The organism is Halomonas sp. PGE1, from assembly GCF_013000985.1.
Taxonomy (GTDB): domain Bacteria; phylum Pseudomonadota; class Gammaproteobacteria; order Pseudomonadales; family Halomonadaceae; genus Halomonas; species Halomonas alkalicola.
This window is the reverse complement of record NZ_CP053032.1, coordinates 2,955,591-2,972,851: the sequence shown is the minus strand read 5'-3', so window position 1 is coordinate 2,972,851 and position 17,261 is coordinate 2,955,591. Positions and strand designations below refer to the sequence as shown.

18 protein-coding genes are annotated in these 17,261 nt (G+C 68.6%); 8 read left to right on the top strand and 10 right to left on the bottom strand.

Annotated elements, in window-relative coordinates:
* Nucleotides 1-159 precede the first annotated feature (159 nt).
* Nucleotides 160-321 (top strand): hypothetical protein, encoded by a 162-nt coding sequence (locus HIR79_RS14075; RefSeq protein ID WP_162900024.1) that lies wholly within the window; start codon nt 160-162, stop codon nt 319-321.
* 111 nt (nt 322-432) lie between these two features.
* Here HIR79_RS14075 and gdhA read toward each other — a convergent pair whose 3' ends face one another.
* Nucleotides 433-1,785: an NADP-specific glutamate dehydrogenase gene (gdhA, locus tag HIR79_RS14070; RefSeq protein ID WP_169958824.1), complete on the bottom strand. Its 1,353-nt coding sequence runs from the start codon at nt 1,783-1,785 to the stop codon at nt 433-435.
* 297 nt (nt 1,786-2,082) lie between these two features.
* Between gdhA and HIR79_RS14065 the strand changes: the two genes are divergently transcribed.
* Both HIR79_RS14065 and rlmM read left to right on the top strand, forming a co-directional pair.
* Nucleotides 2,083-2,514, top strand: coding sequence for a DUF2721 domain-containing protein (locus HIR79_RS14065; RefSeq protein WP_119023371.1), 432 nt, complete (start codon nt 2,083-2,085; stop codon nt 2,512-2,514).
* Complete coding sequence (rlmM, locus tag HIR79_RS14060) at nt 2,511-3,581, top strand: 23S rRNA (cytidine(2498)-2'-O)-methyltransferase RlmM (protein ID WP_169958823.1); 1,071 nt, start codon at nt 2,511-2,513, stop codon at nt 3,579-3,581. The genes HIR79_RS14065 and rlmM overlap by 4 nt, the downstream gene beginning before the upstream one ends.
* 50 nt (nt 3,582-3,631) lie before the next feature.
* On the opposite strand, the gene HIR79_RS14055 is transcribed toward rlmM, so the two are convergent.
* Nucleotides 3,632-3,922 (bottom strand): antibiotic biosynthesis monooxygenase family protein, encoded by a 291-nt coding sequence (locus tag HIR79_RS14055; RefSeq protein ID WP_110070446.1) that lies wholly within the window; start codon nt 3,920-3,922, stop codon nt 3,632-3,634.
* Nucleotides 3,923-3,966: 44 nt separating this feature from the next.
* Here HIR79_RS14055 and tusA point away from each other — a divergent pair, with 44 nt between their 5' ends.
* Nucleotides 3,967-4,230, top strand: a complete 264-nt coding sequence (gene tusA / locus HIR79_RS14050; protein WP_110070447.1) for a sulfurtransferase TusA — start codon at nt 3,967-3,969, stop codon at nt 4,228-4,230.
* 14 nt (nt 4,231-4,244) lie between these two features.
* On the opposite strand, the gene HIR79_RS14045 is transcribed toward tusA, so the two are convergent.
* The 3 genes from HIR79_RS14045 to HIR79_RS14035 form a co-directional block, all read right to left on the bottom strand.
* On the bottom strand, nt 4,245-4,958 hold the full coding sequence (locus tag HIR79_RS14045; RefSeq protein WP_110070448.1) for a hypothetical protein: 714 nt from the start codon (nt 4,956-4,958) through the stop codon (nt 4,245-4,247).
* 144 nt (nt 4,959-5,102) lie between these two features.
* Complete coding sequence (locus HIR79_RS14040; protein ID WP_169958822.1) at nt 5,103-6,152, bottom strand: DUF3080 family protein; 1,050 nt, start codon at nt 6,150-6,152, stop codon at nt 5,103-5,105.
* Nucleotides 6,133-7,584 (bottom strand): MATE family efflux transporter, encoded by a 1,452-nt coding sequence (locus tag HIR79_RS14035; RefSeq protein WP_249322167.1) that lies wholly within the window; start codon nt 7,582-7,584, stop codon nt 6,133-6,135. Before HIR79_RS14035 ends, HIR79_RS14040 begins: the two co-directional genes overlap by 20 nt.
* Nucleotides 7,585-7,713: 129 nt before the next feature.
* Here HIR79_RS14035 and HIR79_RS14030 point away from each other — a divergent pair, with 129 nt between their 5' ends.
* Nucleotides 7,714-8,280 carry an elongation factor P hydroxylase gene (locus tag HIR79_RS14030; protein ID WP_119023376.1) on the top strand — a complete coding sequence of 189 codons (567 nt, stop codon included), beginning with the start codon at nt 7,714-7,716 and terminating at the stop codon, nt 8,278-8,280.
* Nucleotides 8,281-8,348: 68 nt separating this feature from the next.
* On the top strand, nt 8,349-10,541 hold the full coding sequence (locus HIR79_RS14025) for a thiamine pyrophosphate-dependent enzyme (RefSeq protein WP_249322166.1): 2,193 nt from the start codon (nt 8,349-8,351) through the stop codon (nt 10,539-10,541).
* Between the two features lie 7 nt (nt 10,542-10,548).
* Here the strand turns inward: HIR79_RS14025 and HIR79_RS14020 are convergent, their stop codons facing one another.
* Together HIR79_RS14020 and HIR79_RS14015 are read right to left on the bottom strand one after the other, a co-directional pair.
* On the bottom strand, nt 10,549-11,091 hold the full coding sequence (locus tag HIR79_RS14020) for a hypothetical protein (protein ID WP_249322165.1): 543 nt from the start codon (nt 11,089-11,091) through the stop codon (nt 10,549-10,551).
* A gap of 25 nt (nt 11,092-11,116) precedes the next feature.
* Nucleotides 11,117-11,989: a TatD family hydrolase gene (locus HIR79_RS14015; RefSeq protein ID WP_169958820.1), complete on the bottom strand. Its 873-nt coding sequence runs from the start codon at nt 11,987-11,989 to the stop codon at nt 11,117-11,119.
* Nucleotides 11,990-12,135: 146 nt separating this feature from the next.
* Here HIR79_RS14015 and HIR79_RS14010 point away from each other — a divergent pair, with 146 nt between their 5' ends.
* Entirely contained in the window at nt 12,136-14,088 is a 1,953-nt protein-coding gene (locus HIR79_RS14010) for an ATP-binding cassette domain-containing protein (protein ID WP_169958819.1), read from the top strand.
* A gap of 172 nt (nt 14,089-14,260) precedes the next feature.
* On the opposite strand, the gene HIR79_RS14005 is transcribed toward HIR79_RS14010, so the two are convergent.
* On the bottom strand, nt 14,261-14,716 hold the full coding sequence (locus HIR79_RS14005; protein WP_169958818.1) for a universal stress protein: 456 nt from the start codon (nt 14,714-14,716) through the stop codon (nt 14,261-14,263).
* A 117-nt stretch (nt 14,717-14,833) separates the two neighbouring features.
* Between HIR79_RS14005 and HIR79_RS14000 the strand changes: the two genes are divergently transcribed.
* Nucleotides 14,834-15,364 carry a preprotein translocase subunit YajC gene (locus tag HIR79_RS14000; protein ID WP_169958817.1) on the top strand — a complete coding sequence of 177 codons (531 nt, stop codon included), beginning with the start codon at nt 14,834-14,836 and terminating at the stop codon, nt 15,362-15,364.
* Between the two features lie 9 nt (nt 15,365-15,373).
* Here HIR79_RS14000 and slyA read toward each other — a convergent pair whose 3' ends face one another.
* Both slyA and HIR79_RS13990 read right to left on the bottom strand, forming a co-directional pair.
* The gene (gene slyA / locus HIR79_RS13995) at nt 15,374-15,829 is read right to left on the bottom strand and encodes a transcriptional regulator SlyA (RefSeq protein ID WP_119020611.1); all 456 of its coding nucleotides are present in this window, start codon (nt 15,827-15,829) and stop codon (nt 15,374-15,376) included.
* 85 nt (nt 15,830-15,914) lie between these two features.
* Nucleotides 15,915-17,138: a DUF5924 family protein gene (locus HIR79_RS13990; RefSeq protein WP_169958816.1), complete on the bottom strand. Its 1,224-nt coding sequence runs from the start codon at nt 17,136-17,138 to the stop codon at nt 15,915-15,917.
* Nucleotides 17,139-17,261 lie beyond the last annotated feature (123 nt).

Genomic DNA, 17,261 nt, shown 5'->3' with positions numbered 1-17,261 from the left:
AAGCCCCGATCATCGTGAGATGATCGGGGTTTTTCGCATGGCGGCAGCGTATCGAGCCGGGGGGCTCGCCATTGAGGGAAGAGGGTAGGGAATTAGACTTTGGTATAAAGACTAAGGTATAATTCTCGACAATGTGAACATGTCCTGAGGTCCTTTCCCATGAGCAATGCCAAGGCGATCTATCCGACCATCTGGGATCTGGCCAGCGACCAGCGTCCCGTCATCATGCCCCTGCTGCGCGGCGTGTGGCGTGCAATGATGAAGATGGCCGAGGCTCAGTGCCGGGCCCAGGCCGGCCGTGAGTACCTTCCGTACGTCTGATCGGTGCCTCTCCCTCCTGTGCATCTCTCACAGGGGGGAAGGAGAATCATGAAAAAAGCCCGGGCTTCACAGGCCGGGCTTTTTTCTTTCTGTCGACTGGCGGGATAAGGCTTACACCACGCCCTGATCGATCATGGCGTCGGCGACCTTGCGGAAGCCGGCGATATTGGCGCCCAGCACCAGGTTGGTCGGCTCGCCGAACTCCTGGGCGGTGTCGGCACACTGCTTGTGGATGTTGGCCATGATCTCCTTGAGCTTGGCGTCCACCTTTTCCAGCGGCCACTGCTCCATGCTGCTGTTCTGGGCCATCTCGAGCTGGCTGGTGGCCACGCCGCCGGCATTGGCCGCCTTGCCCGGGCCGTAGGCGATCTTGGCCTCGAGGAAGAGGTCTACGGCCTCGGCGGTGGAGGGCATGTTGGCGCCCTCGCTGATGCAGGTGACGCCGTTATCCAGCAGGGCGCGGGCATCGGCGATGGTCAGCTCGTTCTGGGTGGCGCTGGGGAAGGCGGCGTCGGCCTTGAAGCGCCAGACGGCATGGCCATCCTCGGGATAGCGGTTGGCCGGGATGTACTCCGCCTCGGGGTGCGTGGCCAGGTACTCCTCCAGGGAAGCGCGCCTGACTTCCTTGAGCTCCTTGAGCAGCTCCAGGTCGATGCCGCGGGCGTCATGGACGGTGCCGCGGGAGTCGGAGCAGGTGACCGGCTTGGCGCCCAGCTCGTAGAGCTTCTCGATGGTGTAGATGGCGACGTTGCCGGCGCCGGAGACCAGGCAGGTCTTGCCTTCGATGCTCTCGCCGCGGGCCTCGAGCATGTTTTGGGCAAAGTAGACCGCACCGTAGCCGGTGGCTTCCTTGCGGCCGATGGAGCCGCCCCAGTTCAGCCCCTTGCCGGTGAGCACGCATTCGTAGCGGCCGGTGAGGCGCTTGTACTGGCCGTACAGGTAGCCGATCTCGCGGGCGCCCACGCCGATGTCACCGGCCGGCACGTCGGTGGTCGGGCCGATGTGGCGGTAGAGCTCGTTCATGAAGGACTGGCAGAAGCGCATGATCTCGCCATCCGACTTGCCCTTGGGGTTGAAGTCGGAGCCGCCCTTGCCGCCGCCGATGGCGAGGCCGGTCAGGGCATTCTTGAAGATCTGCTCGAAGCCCAGGAACTTGATGGTTCCCGAGGTCACGCTGGGATGGAAGCGCAGCCCGCCCTTGTAGGGGCCCAGTGCGGAGTTGAACTGCACGCGGTAGCCCTTGTTGACCTGTACCTTGCCATCATCATCGGTCCAGCAGACGCGGAACATGATCTGGCGCTCGGGTTCGACGATACGCTCGATGATGCTGTGGTCCAGGTAATGCGGACTGCGCTGAAACAGCGGGCGAAGGCACTCCAGAACCTCTTCGGCGGCCTGATAGAACTCCGTCTGCGCGGGGCTGCTCTTGCGAAGGCGTTCGAGGGTGTCGTGAACGTAGGGCATCGGCGTGTTCCTGTGTTGCAAGGTGACTTCGTGTCCGCCAATCGGGCAGACAGCCTGGAAGTGGTTTCCACGGGATTCACAATATAAAGCAATGCACCATTATGCAGCAACTGTATAGGCTATGCGTTGGTTAGACATTGATATGAGCCGAATTAGCTTGAAACTGCCGCTTTCTTTCGCACCAAATAAATACATTAGAATCTTTTCAAAAATGGTGATTAAACGCTAGCGGTATCTCGTGCCGCTGGCCGCCCCGCTGGTATCATGGGGCCATCATTCGCTGTGGAGTGCCTCACCTTGACCCTGACCACGCCGGCGCTGCTGTTTCCGGCCATCTCGCTGCTGCTGCTGGCCTACACCAACCGCTTCCTGGTGCTTGCCCAGCTGATCCGCAAGCTGGCCGACGAGGAGCGCAACCAGCACCAGGAGACCAACACGCGGCAGATCCTGCTGCTGCGCCGGCGGATCTCCCTGACCAAGCGCATGCAGCTGGCCGGGGTACTCAGTTTTCTGCTCTGCACCCTGTCGATGTTCGCCCTCTTCCTGTCTCTCCAGCTCACCGGCATGGTGCTGTTCGGGGTCAGCCTGGTGACGCTGTCGGTATCGCTGATCTACTCGCTCTGGGAAATCCAGATCTCCACCAATGCCCTCAACGTGCAGCTTCAGGACATCGAGGATCTGCTGGGCGCGGGAAATCCCCGCACCGGGCGCCGGGGAGGTGACGCATGAGCAGGGTGCCATCCGAGCTGCTGCTCTACTGCCGTCCCGGGTTCGAGCGCGACCTGGCCGAGGAGCTGGTCGACAAGGTCGCCGCGGCGGGCTGGGCAGGTGAGGCCGTGCAGGGGGTGGGCGGGGGCTTCGTTCGTTTCTGCGTGGCGAATGGAGAGCCGGCCAATGGGCTGCATCGTGCCCTGCCGCTCACCACGCTGGTGTTTGCTCGCCAGAGCCTTGTGGCGCTGCCGCCGCTGGCGCTGGACAGGGAGGATCGCCTCTCGCCGATCACCGAGCAGGTGGTCGAGACCGACTGGAGCTTCGAGAGCATCTGGCATGAGACGCCGGATACCAACGATGGCAAGGCACTGGTCGGACTGGCCAAGGCGCTGTCGCGGCCGCTGGAGTCGCTGCTTAAGAAGCGCGGGGCGCTGCGTCGCAAGGCCGGGGGGCGACGGCTGCACCTGCTGTGGAGCGCCGGTGATCGCGTCCAGCTGGGCATGAGCTTTCCCGGCAATCGCAGCGAGGAGCCAGGCGGCATCCGTCGCCTGCGCTTTCCCAGGTCGGCCCCGAGTCGCTCAACGCTCAAGCTCGAGGAGGCCTGGCATGAATTCGTGCCGCGCGCAGAGTGGGACGAGCGCCTGGCCGAGGGGATGCAGGCCGCCGACCTGGGGGCGGCGCCCGGCGGCTGGACCTGGCAGCTCGTTCATCGCGGCATGCATGTCTATGCCATCGACAACGGTCCCATGGACAAGGCCCTGATGGCGACCGGTCAGGTGGAGCACCTGCGCGAGGACGGGTTCGTGTGGGAGCCGCCCTACCGGCTCGACTGGCTTGTATGCGATATCGTCGACAAGCCGGCCCGGGTCGAGGCCATGATGGAGCGCTGGCTGGTGCGGCGCTGGTGCCGCGAGGCGGTGTTCAATCTCAAGCTGCCGATGAAGCGTCGCTGGCCCGAGGTGGTGGCCTGCCTGGGGCGGCTGGAGCAGGCGCTGGCCAGTGCAGGGGTTGCCGCGGAGGTGAGCTGTCGTCACCTCTACCATGACCGGGAAGAGGTGACGGTGCACGTGCGGCTGCGTGACTAGCCCCCCGGCTGCCCGTTGAGCGACAGCCGGGGCGACCCTGGCCGCCAGCGTCAGTGGGTGGTCGGCTCGTAGATGCGGATGCGCTCCTCTTCGGTCAGCAGCGGCAGCAGGCGCTGCATCACCCGGGAGCGCTCCTCGCTGGTGTACCATTCCTTCCAGGCGCGCAGGTCGCGCCACTTGGTGATCATCAGGCGCCGCTCGCTGTGGCCGAGTTCGACGAGGCTCTCGCCGCCCACGAAGCCGCGCGCGCCGAGGGATTCCCGCATCGCTTCCCGGGCGGCTTCCTCGTACTCCTCCTCGAGCCCCGGCATGATCCGGCGTTCGATAATGATCTTGATCATCTAGCTTGCTCCCAACAGAGTTATTCCCAACGACGAGGCCATCGATGGTTGATTCCCGTGACGTCCAGCCCGAGGCGGCGCCCGACTTTCAGGTCGAGCTCGACACCACCGGGCTCTACTGCCCCGAACCGATCATGCTGATGCACAACAAGGTGCGTGACATGCGCTCCGGCGAGGTGCTCAAGGTCATTGCCAGCGATCCCGCCACTACGCGGGATGTGCCGAAGTTCTGCCAGTTTCTGGGCCATGAGCTGATTCGCCAGGAGGAGCTCGAGGGCAGCTACCGCTACTTTATCCGCTTGGGCTAATTCTGTCCCGCGGCTCAGCCCGGCGGCGTGTCGCCGGGCTCCGGCATCACCATCAGCGCCAGTGCCTCGAGCGTGGCAGGATCCTCGCGACGAATGCGGTTGGCGATCTGGCGCTGGAAGAAGTAGACCACGCGGTGGCGGCTATGGCCGGGGTAGAGGCAGGGATCGCCGGGCAGGATCGGGGTTGACTCCACCAGGCGCTCATCGGCCAGCAGCGCCTCGACGCCACCGTCGCTGTAGAGCCGCCAGCCGAACACCTGCTTGAGCTGCCAGGGAGCATCGCCTTCGTCCATGCACAGGGCGTGGGTGCCCTGGGTCTCGGGGATCTGCTGGATGAGGGTGACCTGCTCGGTCTCCTCGTAGTCGAAGTAGGCGGCCGCGTGCTCGAGCTCGAACACCTTGTGCTCGGGCGCCTGCTCGAACAGCTCCTCGGTCTCGGGGTCACGATAGCCGACGAAGCTGCCGTGCTCCGGATCATCCAGGCGATGGCAAGGGGTCAGAGCCTCCATCCAGGGCACCATGCCGACCACCTCTCCATCCTCGCGCAGGCCCCAGGCCAGCAGCGGCATGCCGTAGAGGGTGTCGGGGCTCGAGGCCAGGCGATAGACCATCTCGAGGCCGTCAAGCTCAGGCGCCAGGCGAATCAGCCGCCGCCTGGCTTGCAGGCGCTGGCGCATCGTTTCCAGGTCGATGACCCGGGCGGGGCGGTGTGACAGCGGGATTCCCATGACGTCTCTCCAGATGCTGCGTGATCACGGCATCGGCGCGGGGAGCCAGGCTCCACGGCCGCTCGGAAGCGCACTGCGTCACTCTGGCTTCCACCAATAGCACAGACGGTGGGGGAGGTTAAGCCCTGTCGCACATCCGCTGCCTCACCGGCAGCGCTCTGCCAGGGTGCTGCGCAGGGCCTGATGGTGATCGCGGGCGGCTTCGAAGGCGGGCAGGGGGGCCGCTGCAGACTCCCGAGAGAGCCATTCCCGGTGGTAGGCGCTGACCGCGTCGGGAGGGGAGTCCAGCGAGCCGAAGAGGGGCTCGAGCCCGGCCAGCCAGGCCTGTGCAGCGCCGCTGAGCGCCTCCAGCCACTGCGCTAGCCACTCGTCGTGCTCGGCCTCCTCCAGGGCCAGCGTGAGGCAGCCGTCATGGCGCGCCAGGGCACGCTCGGCCAGCGCCGAGGCCTCCTCCAGGCGCTGCGTGGCGAGCACCAGGGTGCGAAGCAGTTCGGCGGTGTAGGGCCGCTCGTTGAGGGCGCGCAGATGTCCCTCCAGGGCCTCCGGGTCGGGTGGGGGGACGTCGTTCGCTGCGCTATCGGTCTGCGCTGGCAGGTCGGTCAGCGCCTGCAGATAGGCAAGCGCTGCCAACTGCGCCTCCGGGGGCGCCAGGGCGTCCGCCGGCAGCGGCGCGCTCACCCGCGAGAAGCTGCCGGCCCACTCCTCGGAGCCGAACAGCCCATTCCAGGCCGCCCGGGGCAGCTGCTCCGTCTTGGTCCTGGTCAGGCGCTCGAGCCGTTCGCGATCCGCATCGGCCAGCCGCTCGGGGACCTCGCTCTCCAGGCAGTCGCTCAGGCGCTGCCACAGCGTCAATTCGTAGCGCCACACCTGGCTTGCCGGCGCCACCCGCCCGAGGGTGCTGTTGCGCTCCGCGACGAGGGTGGTGATATGGCATTCGCGCAGCGCAAAGACGTTGAGCAGCCCCTCCCGCGTCTCGGGGATCACCACCAGCCGCTCACGCGGGCCGGGAAAGGCGCCGATATTGTCGGGGGCGGCCGGGGTGGGGGGCGCCAGGTCGAGACGCCGAGCCAGCTCGCGCTGATAGTCGACGAGCCGGTCGTTGCTGTCGCCGCCGCCGCTGCAGGCGGCCAGCAGGCCACCCAGCCCCGCGACCAGCAGCCGGGCAGGGCCGCCGTTAACGAACGCCCAGCGCATCGTAGCTGCCCTCCGCCGCTGCCGCGCTGATCCGCCTGAGGCGCTCGCCGAGCAGGAGGGCCGCCACGGTGAGGCCGCCGATCAGGCCGACCCAGTAGCCGTGCACGCCCATCGGCTCGATCACCCCGAGCAGGCCGCGGGTGCCCAGCCAGTGGCCCCCGGCCAGCCCGACCAGCCAGTAGGAGGCCAGGGTGATCAGCATGATGATGCGGGTGTCCCGGTAGCCGCGCAGGGCGCCGGCCAGGTTCACCTGCAGGGAGTCCGAAAGCTGGAAGATCATGGCCAGTAGGACCAGCGAAAGGGCCAGTCGTTGCACGGCCGCGTCGTGGGTATAGAGGGCGATGACCGGTTGTGCGGTGAACCACAGCAGGGCGCTGTTGAGCAGCGCGACCATCACGCTGGCGGCTATACCGAAGGTGGCCACCTGGCGGGCAAGGGCCGGCCGCCCCTGCCCCAGGGTATTGCCGACCCGTACCGTCAGCGCCATGCTCAGCGAGAGCGGCAGCATGAAGAGGATCGAGGTGTAGTTGAGCGCTACCTGGTGGGCCGCCACGGTGATCTCGCCGAGGCTGGCGATGAGCAGCGCGATCACGGTGAACAGGGTCACCTCGACGAAGATCGCCACGCCGATGGGCACGCCCACATGGAGCAGTTCACCGATCATCTTCAGACGCGGCGGGGTGGGCGAGTGCCACAGCGAGACCTCCCGATAGGCCGAGGCGCGACGGGTATAGAGGGCCATGGCGAGGCACATGGTCCACAGCGACAGCGCCGTGGCGATGCCGCAGCCCAGGGCGCCCAGTGCCGGGAGCGCCTGAACCCAGGCCGGCAGCCCGTCGCCGAACAGGGCGGTGAGGCCGTCGCCACCGTGGATCAGCACATAGTTGCTGGGGATGTTGACGGCCAGGCCGATCAGGCTGATCCACAGCGAGGGGCGGGTATGGTTCATGCCGTCGGAGAAGGCGCGCAGCGCCTGGAACAGCGCCGCCCCGGGCATGCCGAAGGCCACGGCCGCCAGATAGGCCGCCGAGCGGCTGGCCACCTCCTCGGGCACCGCCATCAGCACGAAGATCGGCTGGACGGCGAACCACAGCAGCGCTGCCGCCGCGATGCCCAGCACCAGCGCCACCCACAGGGCCTGATGCACATTGGGACGAATCTCGGTGAGGCGCCGCCCCCCCAGCAGCTGCGCCACGATGGGCGTCAGCCCCATCAGGGTGCCGGTCATGAACAGCATCAGCGGCAGCCACAGGCTCGAGCCCACCGAGACGGCGGCCAGGTCGGTGGCGCTCAGCCGGCCGGTCATCATCACATCGGCCACGCTCATGCCGGCCTGGGCCAGCTGGGCGCCGCAGATCGGCAGCGCCAGGGCCAGCAGCGGGCGCGTTTCCCGGCGGCCGGTAGTGAGCAGGCGGGCGAGGGGGGTGAACAAGGTCGGGCGCTCCATGCGATCAGGGGTCAGGCCGGGCGGGGAAACCGCTCACTATAGCAATGCCCAGGGGTTTTGGCCCGCGGCGCCAGCCGCCTATAATGGCGGTCCCCCCATGCCCGTGGAGCCTGCGTGACTCACCGACTCGAGGATGTCATCGCCCTGTTCGATGGCCTGTTCCAGGAGACCTTCCGTACCCGCCTGGTTCGCGGTGGCGATGAGCCGCTCTACCTGCCCGCCGATGCCGACACGCCCTTCCACCGGGTGATCTTTGCCCGGGGCTTCTATGCCAGCGCCCTGCACGAGATCAGCCACTGGTGCATCGCCGGCGAGGCGCGCCGGCAGCGGGAAGACTACGGCTACTGGTACCTGCCGGACGGCCGCGATGCCCGGGAACAGCGCGATTTCGAGGCGGTGGAGGTAGCGCCCCAGGCGCTGGAGCTGCTCTTCTCGCGGGCCTGTGGTCTGCGCTTCCATATCAGCGTCGACAACCTGGGCGGCGACGTCGAGGTGGATCGCGAGGCCTTCCGCGCGCGGGTCGAGGCCAGGGCCGAACGCTACGAGCGGGAGGGACTGCCGCGCCGCGCCGCGGCCTTCCGCTGCGCCCTGCAGGGCTACTACCGGGAGGGCGTAGGCCTTGCGACCGCCATCGCCGCGGGAGGTCGCCTCCTGGCGCCCGAGGGGGAAGTGGTGGTGTGACAGCGGCCGTCCGTGGCGGGCGAAGTCGGCTAGGCTGAAGGCGTTCCCCCTGGCAGCCGGAGTCCGCCGTGGCCACACCTTCCTTGCCTTCTCCCGACCCGCTGCCCCAGGAGCAGCGCTTTCTCGACGCCCTCGACCAGGACCGCTGGCCCGCGACCGGGCATGGCGGGGACCTCGACGAGGCGGCCCTGACCCCCGAGGCGCTGGTCGAGCTGTTCGAGTCCCAGCTGATGAGTCGCCATCTGGACCTCCAGGCCCGTCGCCTGCAGGCCCGAGGCGAAGGCTTCTATACCATCGGCAGCGCCGGCCATGAGGGGAATGCGGCGATTGCCCGGGCCCTGCGACCCACCGACCCCGCCTTCCTGCACTATCGTGACGCCGCCTTCCTGATCGAGCGCAGCCGCCAGCGGCCCGGCCAGGCGCCGCTTCGGGACCTGCTGCTCAGCTTTGCGGCATCGCGGGACGACCCGATCTCCGGGGGGCGCCACAAGGTGCTGGGCTCCCGGGGGCTCAACGTGCCGCCCCAGACCAGCACCATCGCCTCCCATCTGCCCAAGGCGGTGGGCGCGGCCCACAGCCTGGGGCTGTGGCGTCGCCTGGGCGGCGGCGGCGAGTGGCCGGCCGACAGCCTGGTGCTGTGCAGTTTCGGCGACGCCTCCTTCAACCATTCCACCGCCCAGGGGGCGCTCAATGCCGCCGGCTGGGCGGCCTATCAGGGCGCCCCGCTGCCGCTGGTGATGGTCTGCGAGGACAACGGCATCGGCATCTCCACGCCCACGCCCTCCGGCTGGATCGAGGCGAGCATGGGCACCCGTCCCGGCTTCCACTACCTGGCCTGCGATGGTCTAGACCTGATCGACACCTGGCGCACCGCCCGGGAGGCCGCGCACATCGCGCGCCACCGCAAGCAGCCGGTGTTTCTGCATATGCGCTGCGTGCGGCTGTTCGGTCACGCCTGCTCCGATGCCCAGCAGGCCTACCTCTCGCCGTCACGCATCGCCGCCGACGAGGCCCGCGACCCGCTGCTCTACGGCGCCGGCCTGCTGCGTCGTCACGGGGTGCTCTCCCGGGACGAGATCGCCAGCCGCTACCGGCGCATCGGCGAGGAGGTGGCACGGTTCGCCGAGGAGGCGATTCGCCGCCCGAAGCTGGTCTCGGCCGCCGAGGTGATGGCCAGCATCGTGCCACCCTCGCGTCCCGGGCGACGGCTGACGGACCCGGTCGAGGTCGAGTCGGCGCCCCTCCCGGGCACCATGGCGAAGCTGCTCAACCAGGCCCTGCAGCGGCTGATGGCCAGCTACCCCCACCTGGTGATGGCCGGCGAGGATATCGGCCGCAAGGGGGGCGTCTACGGGGTGACCCAGCGGCTGCAGGCCCGCTTCGGCCCACATCGCGTGATCGATACCCTGCTCGACGAGCAGAGCATCCTGGGGCTCGGCATCGGCCTGGCCCACAACGGCCTGGTGCCGCTGCTGGAGATCCAGTTCCTGGCCTACCTGCACAACGCCGAGGACCAGCTGCGCGGGGAGGCGGCAACGCTGAGCTTCTTCTCGAATGGCCAGTTCACCAATCCCCTGGTGGTGCGCATCGCCGGGCTCGGCTACCAGAAGGGCTTCGGCGGGCACTTTCACAACGACAACGCCATCGCCGTGCTGCGCGATATCCCGGGCCTGCTGGTGGCCTGCCCGTCGAATGCCGCCGACGCCGTGGGGCTGCTGCAGGAGGCGGTGCGTCTGGCCGACGAGGCGCAGCGGGTGGTGGTCATCATCGAGCCGATCGCGCTCTACCATACGCGCGACCTGCTGGAGGAGGGAGACGATGGCTGGTGCTTCCCCGATCCGGGGCCGACGCACTGCCTGCCGGTGGGTGAACTCGGCCAGTGGGGCGAGGGCGTCGACCTGGCCATCATCACCTATGGCAACGGCGTCTACCTGGCCCGCCAGGCGGCCGCGGAGATCGACCCGGCGGGTCAGCGGCTGCGCATCGTTGACCTGCGCTGGTTGACCCCCATCGACCACGACGCCGTGCACCGGGCGGTCGCCGGCTGCCGGCGGGTGCTGGTCGTCGACGAGTGCCGCCGCTCGGGCTCGCCCAGCGAGGAGCTGATCACCGGCCTGGTCGAGCGGGGCATGGCGAGCGAGCGTCTGGCGCGGCTGAACGCGGAGGACAGCTTCATCCCGCTGGGGCCGGCGGCCACCGTGACGCTGCTCTCCCGGGCGAGGATCATCGAGCGCGCCCGGGAGCTGCTGGCCGGGGCCTGACGCCGGCTCAGGCCTCGTCGTCGCCGGCCTGGCTGTCGTCGATGTCGAAGTCGTTGTCGATGGTGCCATCGAGGTCGGCGCCGCTCATGCGCTGGTGGAGGTGCAGCATCACTTCCACCTCGTGCTCCGGGCGCAGCGGCTCCAGCCCCAGCTCGCCGAACATCTCGCCGCGGGCCCGGGACCATTCGCCGGGGGGAATGCCGTTGTAGAGGCTCTCGGCGGGCGCCAGCTCCACGAAGGGGTCGAGGCCGTAGGTGTCGAACAGCCGCGACAGGGCGGCCTCGTCGTCGCTGACCCCGGCGGTGTAGAGGGTGTCGCTGAAGTGGTCGTTCTCCAGCTCGCGGATCACATCCAGCGGGCTCACGCCCATGCTGTTGAGCTCCTCGAGGCTATACTCCCCCAGCGAGATCATCTCGGCGTCGAGCCAGTCGTCCTCGGGCTGTATCAGGGTGTGCTTGACGCGCCCGTCGGGCAGCGTCCAGGCGATGGCCAGTGGCAGGCCGCCATCCTCGCCGGTCTCCACGGCGATAAAGCCGGGCAGGTCGGGCATGTTCAGGTCTCCTGGTGTGTCGGGGTCAGGGCCGAGCGGCCGGCAGGCGGAAGAAGGCGCGGGCGGTGTCGCTGGTGGCCCTGGCCAGTGCTTCCTCATCGATGCCGCGCCAGTGGGCGATCTCGCGCACGATCCACGGCAGCAGCGCCGGCTCATGGCGTCTGCCCTTGAGTTTGGCAGGTAAATTGCGCGGCAGCAGGTAGGGGCAGTCGGTTTCCACCATCAGGCGGTTCAGGGGAATCTCGCCGACCAGCTCACGCAGGTGGTGGCCACGGCGCTCGTCACACAGCCAGCCGGTCAGGCCGATGTGCAGGTCGAGATCCAGGTAGCCGAAGAGGGTGTCGCGGTCCGCGGTGAAGCAGTGGACCACGGCGTCGCCGATATCGTCGCGGAAGGCGTGGAGCATCTCGCGCATGCGCCGGCCCGCGTCGCGCTCGTGCAGGAACAGCGGCTTGCCGCACTCCACCGCCAGGCCCAGCTGGGCCTCGAAGGCGCGCTCCTGCTCGGCGGGGGTGGAGAAGTTGCGGTTGAAGTCGAGCCCGCACTCGCCCACCGCCACCACCTCGGGCTGGCGGTGGAGGTCGGCCATGGCAGCGGCGAGGCCGGCATCCCAGCGGCTGGCGTCGTGGGGGTGCACCCCGGCGGTGGCATACAGGGCCAGGCCCGGTTCGCTGCACCGGCGGGCCATCGCCACCGCCTGTTCGGCATGCTCGCGGTCGGTGCCGGTGAGGATCAGGGCGGTGACGTTGGCCGCCCTGGCGCGGCCGAGCACCGCGGGGAGGTCGCGGGCGAAGCTTTCGTGGGTCAGGTTGGCGCCGATGTCCACCAGCGGCGCCGCCGCGCGCAGGCGCAGGGCCTCCGGCAGGAAGTCATCGAAGGGGGCGGTCGGGTCAGCCAAGGGGAAGCTCCTGTGGTGGTGATGTCCGGGATGTCGGGGCGCGGCGCAGTGTACTCGGGATCGCGAGCGCTCACCATGGCGGCACGGCCACGTCGGGCCGGAGTTGCGCTACACTAGCCGCCTTCGCGATTCGATGAGGTGTGCGCGTGACCCTGCTACGTCTGGAACAGCTGCAACTGGCCTACGGTACCCATGTCCTGCTCGACGGCGCCGACCTGGTGCTGGAGAGGGGGGAACGGCTGGCCCTGGTGGGGCGCAACGGCACCGGTAAGTCGACGCTGCTCAAGCTGGTGTCCGGCGAGATCCTGCCCGACGGCGGCAATATCTGGCGCGCCCCGGGGCTCAAGATCGGCGTGCTCGCCCAGGACCTGCCCGAGGCCTCTGGCCAGACCATCTTCGACGTGGTGGCCGGCGGCCTGCCCGAGGCCGGCGAGCTGCTCTCCGAGTACCATCACCTGATCCACGAGGACGAGCCCGACATGCGCCGCATGGCCGAGCTGCAGACGCGCCTCGAGGCGATCGACGGCTGGTCCTTCCACCAGCGCATCGACGTGGTGCTGACCCGCCTGGGGCTGCCCGAGGACGCCGAGATGGCCGCGCTCTCCGGCGGCTGGCGCCGGCGCGTGGCGCTGGCCCGGGCGCTGGTCGCGGAGCCCGACCTGCTGCTGCTCGACGAGCCCACCAACCACCTGGATCTCGACACCATCGCCTGGCTCGAGGAGCAGCTGGCTGCCTTCAACGGCGCGGTGCTCTTCATCACCCACGACCGCGCCTTCCTGTCGAAGCTGGCCACGGCCATCCTCGAGCTCGACCGCGGGCGCCTCGGGCGCTACCCGGGGGACTACGCGAAATACCAGACCCAGAAGGCCCACGAGCTGGAAGTGGAGGCTCGCGAGAATGCCGAGTTCGACAAGAAGCTCGCACAGGAGGAGGCGTGGATCCGCCAGGGCATCAAGGCGCGGCGCACCCGCAACGAGGGGCGGGTGCGGGCCCTGGAGCAGCTGCGCCGCGAGCGCGGTGAGCGCCGCGAGCGCCAGGGCAAGGCCAGCCTCAGCGTGGACAGCGGCGAGCGCAGCGGCAAGCGGGTGGTGGCGCTGGAGCACGTCACCCAGCGCTTCGGCGACGAGGCGGTGATCCGCGACCTCTCCCTGGAGATCCAGCGCGGAGACCGCATCGGCTTCATCGGCCGCAACGGCGCCGGCAAGACCACCCTGCTCAAGATCCTGCTCGGCGAGCTTGCGCCCAGCGAGGGCAAGGTGCAGCTCGGCACCAAGCTGCAGGTAGCCTACTTCGACCAGCTGCGCGGGGGGCTCGAGCCCGAGAAGAGCGTCTACGACAACGTGGCCCAGGGCAGCGATCGGGTCACGGTGGGCGGTCGCGACCGCCATGTAATGAGCTACCTGCAGGACTTCCTGTTCACCCCGGAGCGGGTCCGCCAGCCGGTCAAGGCGCTCTCGGGGGGAGAGTCCAATCGCCTGCTGCTGGCCAAGCTGTTCACCCAGCCGGCCAACGTGCTGGTGCTCGACGAGCCCACCAACGACCTCGACGTGGAGACCCTGGAGCTGCTCGAGGAGCTGCTGCTCGATTTCGACGGCACCCTGCTGCTGGTCTCCCACGACCGCGCCTTCATGGACAACGTGGTGACCAGCGTGCTGGCCTTCGAGGGGGAGGGACGGGTGCGCGAGTACGTGGGCGGCTACACGGACTGGGTGCGCCAGGGCGGCAAGCTGCCCCCGGCGCCCTGGGAGGGAGCCGCCCGCCAGCGGGTCGAGCCGTCCCGGACCACCGAGGAGATGGCCGAGCAGTCGCCGCCGACCTCGAAGGCGGCAGCGGCGCAGGAGCCCTCAGCGGGAGGAGGGAAAAAGCCGGCCAAGCTCTCCTACAAGCTGCAGCGCGAGCTCGATGCCCTGCCGGCCGAGATCGAGCGGATGGAAGGAGAGGTCGCCGCGTTCGAGGCGAAGGTGGGCGATCCGGCCTTCTACCAGCAGGACGCGGCGACGGTCACGGCCACCCTGGAGGCGCTGGGGGCCCGGCAGGCCGAGCTGGACGCCGCCATGGAGCGGTGGATGGAGCTGGAGGCCCTCGCCGCCGGGGAGTAAGTGATGATTCGCTACTGCGCTAGATATATTGATCGCCGGCGGTGCTCGGAATCCTCATGTAGCAGGCTACACTCCGGTTCCTGCGCTCCGGCGGCGACCAACCTATCTTCGCTCGTCACGCGAATCCTGCACTTCCTCAAAATGAGAAAGGCTTTTGGGGGGCAGCAGTAGATTACTCGGCGCTCTCGCCCTTCTTGCCCACACGAACTGCGAGGACATCGCACTGGGCGCCGTGCAGCACGCCGGTGGAGGTGGAGCCCAGCAGCAGTGCGAAGCCGTGACGGCCGTGGGAGCCGACCACGATCAGGTCCACGCCATTCTCCTCGGCGAAGCGATGGATCTCGGTGTCCGGCATGCCCACCAGCACGTGCTGGTTCTCCTTGGCCACGTGCGGGTCGGCGATCTCGGCCAGGCGCTGCTTGGCATGCTCGTCGAGCTGGTCCTGGATGCTGGTGAGATCCATGGGGATGTCGCCACCGTATGCGAAGCCCAGCGGCTCCAGGGTGTGCATGATGGAGAGCTTGGCATTCTGGTTGCGCTCGGCGATCTGGGCCGCGCGCTCCAGGACCTTGTGAGAGTCCTTGGTCAGGTCCACGGCGACCAGGACGTGGCGGTATTCGTTGCTCATGGCAGGGCTCCTAGTGGATATCGAGATGAAGCAGGATGCCTTCACTCTAGGCCGCCTGACACGGCAAGACAACGACTTGTATCAAGACTCACGCATCAACCCGATCTGGAGATGGCGATGACCTGGTTCTTCATCCTCTTTGCCCTGCTGCTGGTGGTCTCGCCGGTGATGTGGCTCAAGCCCAGCCCGAGGCAGCGGCGCATCTCGGCGCTGCGCACGGCGGCGATCAAGACCGGGCTCACCGTCAAGCTGGAGAAACCGCCGCTGCACGGCATCGAGACGACCATGCCCGCCTATCGCTGGCGCTATCCCCAGGAGCGCCCCGGTCCCGATTTCGTGCTGGTACGAGACGACCACGCCAGCGCGGCGCTGAAGGCCTTCGCGCACGGCTGGCGCTGGCGGCGGGAGCCGCTGCGCCCGCTGCCCGAGGCGCTGGAGGTCCGCCTCAAGGCGCTGCTGGAGCGGCTGCCTCAGGATGCCATCGTGGTGGAGTCCCACCGGCATGCGCTGACGCTGTGGTGGTGGGAGTCTCAGGACTTCCCGCGCTTCTCCACCTACCTGGAGGACTTCGTGGCGCTGCGTGACGGCCTGGCCGGGCGACCGGACGACGGCGCCGTCTCGGTGCCCCTCGGGCAGCCCCGGGCTTAGCCCCCCAGTCTAGCCCCGGGCCTTCTCCTCGGCGTCGCGGGCCTGGATGGTCAGGCCGTTGTCCTCGATGCGGGAGAGCAGTTCGGCCAGTGTCGCCAGGTCCTGGTCGCTCATGCCCGCGAACATCTCGCTGCGGGCCTCGCGTACCACGGCGTCGATCCGCTCGAGCAGCGGGGTGGCCTCGGGGGTGAGAAAGACTCGCTTGGTGCGGCGGTCCTGGTCGCAGGGGCGCCGCTCCACCAGTCCCTGGCGGGAGAGCTGGTCGAGGGTGCGCACCAGGGAGGGGGCCTCCACGCCGATGGCGCGAGCCAGGTCGCACTGGGGCTGGCCGTCGCCGAGTCGCCACAGGTGGTAGAGCGTCACCCAGCGCGTCTGGGTCAGGCCCAGGGGCGCCAGGCGCTCGTCGATGATGGCGCGCCACAGACGTGGCAGGCGGCCGAGCTGGAAACCGATATTTTCATGCATGAGTCTGGGCATTCCATGGGCGTTCGCTGGATTTTGTGAACTCGACGCGTGGAATGCAAGCGGGCTTATCATTTCACGCCTCCCGTCACTCTTCCCTGGCGCCGCCATTCGCCCCGGCGGGGGTGTCGCCCTGGTCTGCCGTCGGCTCCGCCGCCGGGCCGTCGTCATGCCGCCCCGGCACCAGGCGACGCAGGCCCAGCCCCTGCACGCCGCTCAGCAGCTCCCGCCCGTCGGCCAGGCTGGCCTCCCCGTCATCGGTCACCCGGAAGCGTATGACCCCGATGCGCTGACCGCTGTCGGTCATCACGTCGATCCGCCAGCGACCCGCGGGGTCGTCCGGGAAGTTCTGCTTGCGGCTCCAGGCCCGATAGCCCGCCTCCCGGCCGCCCTCGATGGTCAGCGCGATGCGATCGACCTCCTGCCCCTCCTGCCGCCAGACATGGAACACCTCCTCCCTGAGCCCGCGCGGCGCGCGGATCGCCGTATAGGCGTAGAGCCCGCTTCCGGCCAGCGCCTCGGGCGTCAGGCGCAGCTCGCCTCGGGGGCTCCTCGTTTCCACATCGAAGGCGGGGGAGAGCGCCGCACTGCCCAGCCACAGGTTGGCCGGTGGCACCCAGATGCGTCCCGCCCAGGCCAGGCCGGCGAGCAGCGGCAGCAGGGTCAGCATCATCAGCCAGCGGCGGCCGCGCTGCCCGGCGGTGAGGTGCAGCAGGCTCGGCAGGCTGAACAGCAGCATGGCGCCCAGCGCCAGCTTGAGGCTCTGGCCGGTGGTCAGCTGCAGCATGATCGGCAGGGTGACCAGCACCACCAGGAAGACGCACTGGGCGTGGAAGGCGAAGTAGAGCCAGCGGAAGCGGTCCGCCACCCGGTAATAGAGCGGATCGACGATGGAGAACACCGCCAGGCCGATCAGCAGGAGGGTGAAGAGCGCCTGGCCGCTGGTCCAGACGGTGGTGGCCAGCAGGAAGGGCAGCGAGAAGAACAGCGTCTCCTGGTGGATCATCTGGGCGATGAAGAGGGTCACAGCATGGGGCAGGGTGGGGTAGCCGCGGCGGGCCAGCAGCCGGCCGATCAGGCTCTCGAACAGCAGCAGCAGCCAGGCGGCCAGCATCCCCAGGGCCAGCAGGGCCCCCAGCCACTGCTGGCGATCCACCAGGAAGAAGCTGCCCAGTCCCGCGCCGAAGGCCACGGGGGGCCACAGCCAGCTCCAGGGGCGCAGGCGTTCGACCAGCGCCTCGATGCGCGCCTGCAGCTGGCTCAGTCGGGGTGCCTCCGGCCGCTGGTCAGGCCGGGGGGAGGATGGGGGCATGGCGCGCGGCTACCCTGTGGGATGTCATCGTGAAGCCTAGCACCCGGCGGCGATGAGAGGGGCGTCGAGACATCGACGACGGGGGGGGTTGACGCGCCGGCGTTCGTGACCCAAGCTGTGCGC

What these genes read in the sequence shown, in the direction of transcription:
- HIR79_RS14045 (WP_110070448.1), bottom strand. Translation starts at nt 4,958, where the DNA reads ATGGGAATCCCGCTGTCACACCGCCCCGCCCGGGTCATCGACCTGGAA.
- HIR79_RS14020 (WP_249322165.1), bottom strand. Translation starts at nt 11,091, where the DNA reads ATGCCCGACCTGCCCGGCTTTATCGCCGTGGAGACCGGCGAGGATGGC.
- gdhA (WP_169958824.1), bottom strand. Translation starts at nt 1,785, where the DNA reads ATGCCCTACGTTCACGACACCCTCGAACGCCTTCGCAAGAGCAGCCCC.
- slyA (WP_119020611.1), bottom strand. Translation starts at nt 15,829, where the DNA reads ATGCATGAAAATATCGGTTTCCAGCTCGGCCGCCTGCCACGTCTGTGG.
- tusA (WP_110070447.1), top strand. Translation starts at nt 3,967, where the DNA reads ATGGTTGATTCCCGTGACGTCCAGCCCGAGGCGGCGCCCGACTTTCAG.
- HIR79_RS14075 (WP_162900024.1), top strand. Translation starts at nt 160, where the DNA reads ATGAGCAATGCCAAGGCGATCTATCCGACCATCTGGGATCTGGCCAGC.
- HIR79_RS14055 (WP_110070446.1), bottom strand. Translation starts at nt 3,922, where the DNA reads ATGATCAAGATCATTATCGAACGCCGGATCATGCCGGGGCTCGAGGAG.
- HIR79_RS13990 (WP_169958816.1), bottom strand. Translation starts at nt 17,138, where the DNA reads ATGCCCCCATCCTCCCCCCGGCCTGACCAGCGGCCGGAGGCACCCCGA.
- rlmM (WP_169958823.1), top strand. Translation starts at nt 2,511, where the DNA reads ATGAGCAGGGTGCCATCCGAGCTGCTGCTCTACTGCCGTCCCGGGTTC.
- HIR79_RS14040 (WP_169958822.1), bottom strand. Translation starts at nt 6,152, where the DNA reads ATGCGCTGGGCGTTCGTTAACGGCGGCCCTGCCCGGCTGCTGGTCGCG.
- HIR79_RS14000 (WP_169958817.1), top strand. Translation starts at nt 14,834, where the DNA reads ATGACCTGGTTCTTCATCCTCTTTGCCCTGCTGCTGGTGGTCTCGCCG.
- HIR79_RS14005 (WP_169958818.1), bottom strand. Translation starts at nt 14,716, where the DNA reads ATGAGCAACGAATACCGCCACGTCCTGGTCGCCGTGGACCTGACCAAG.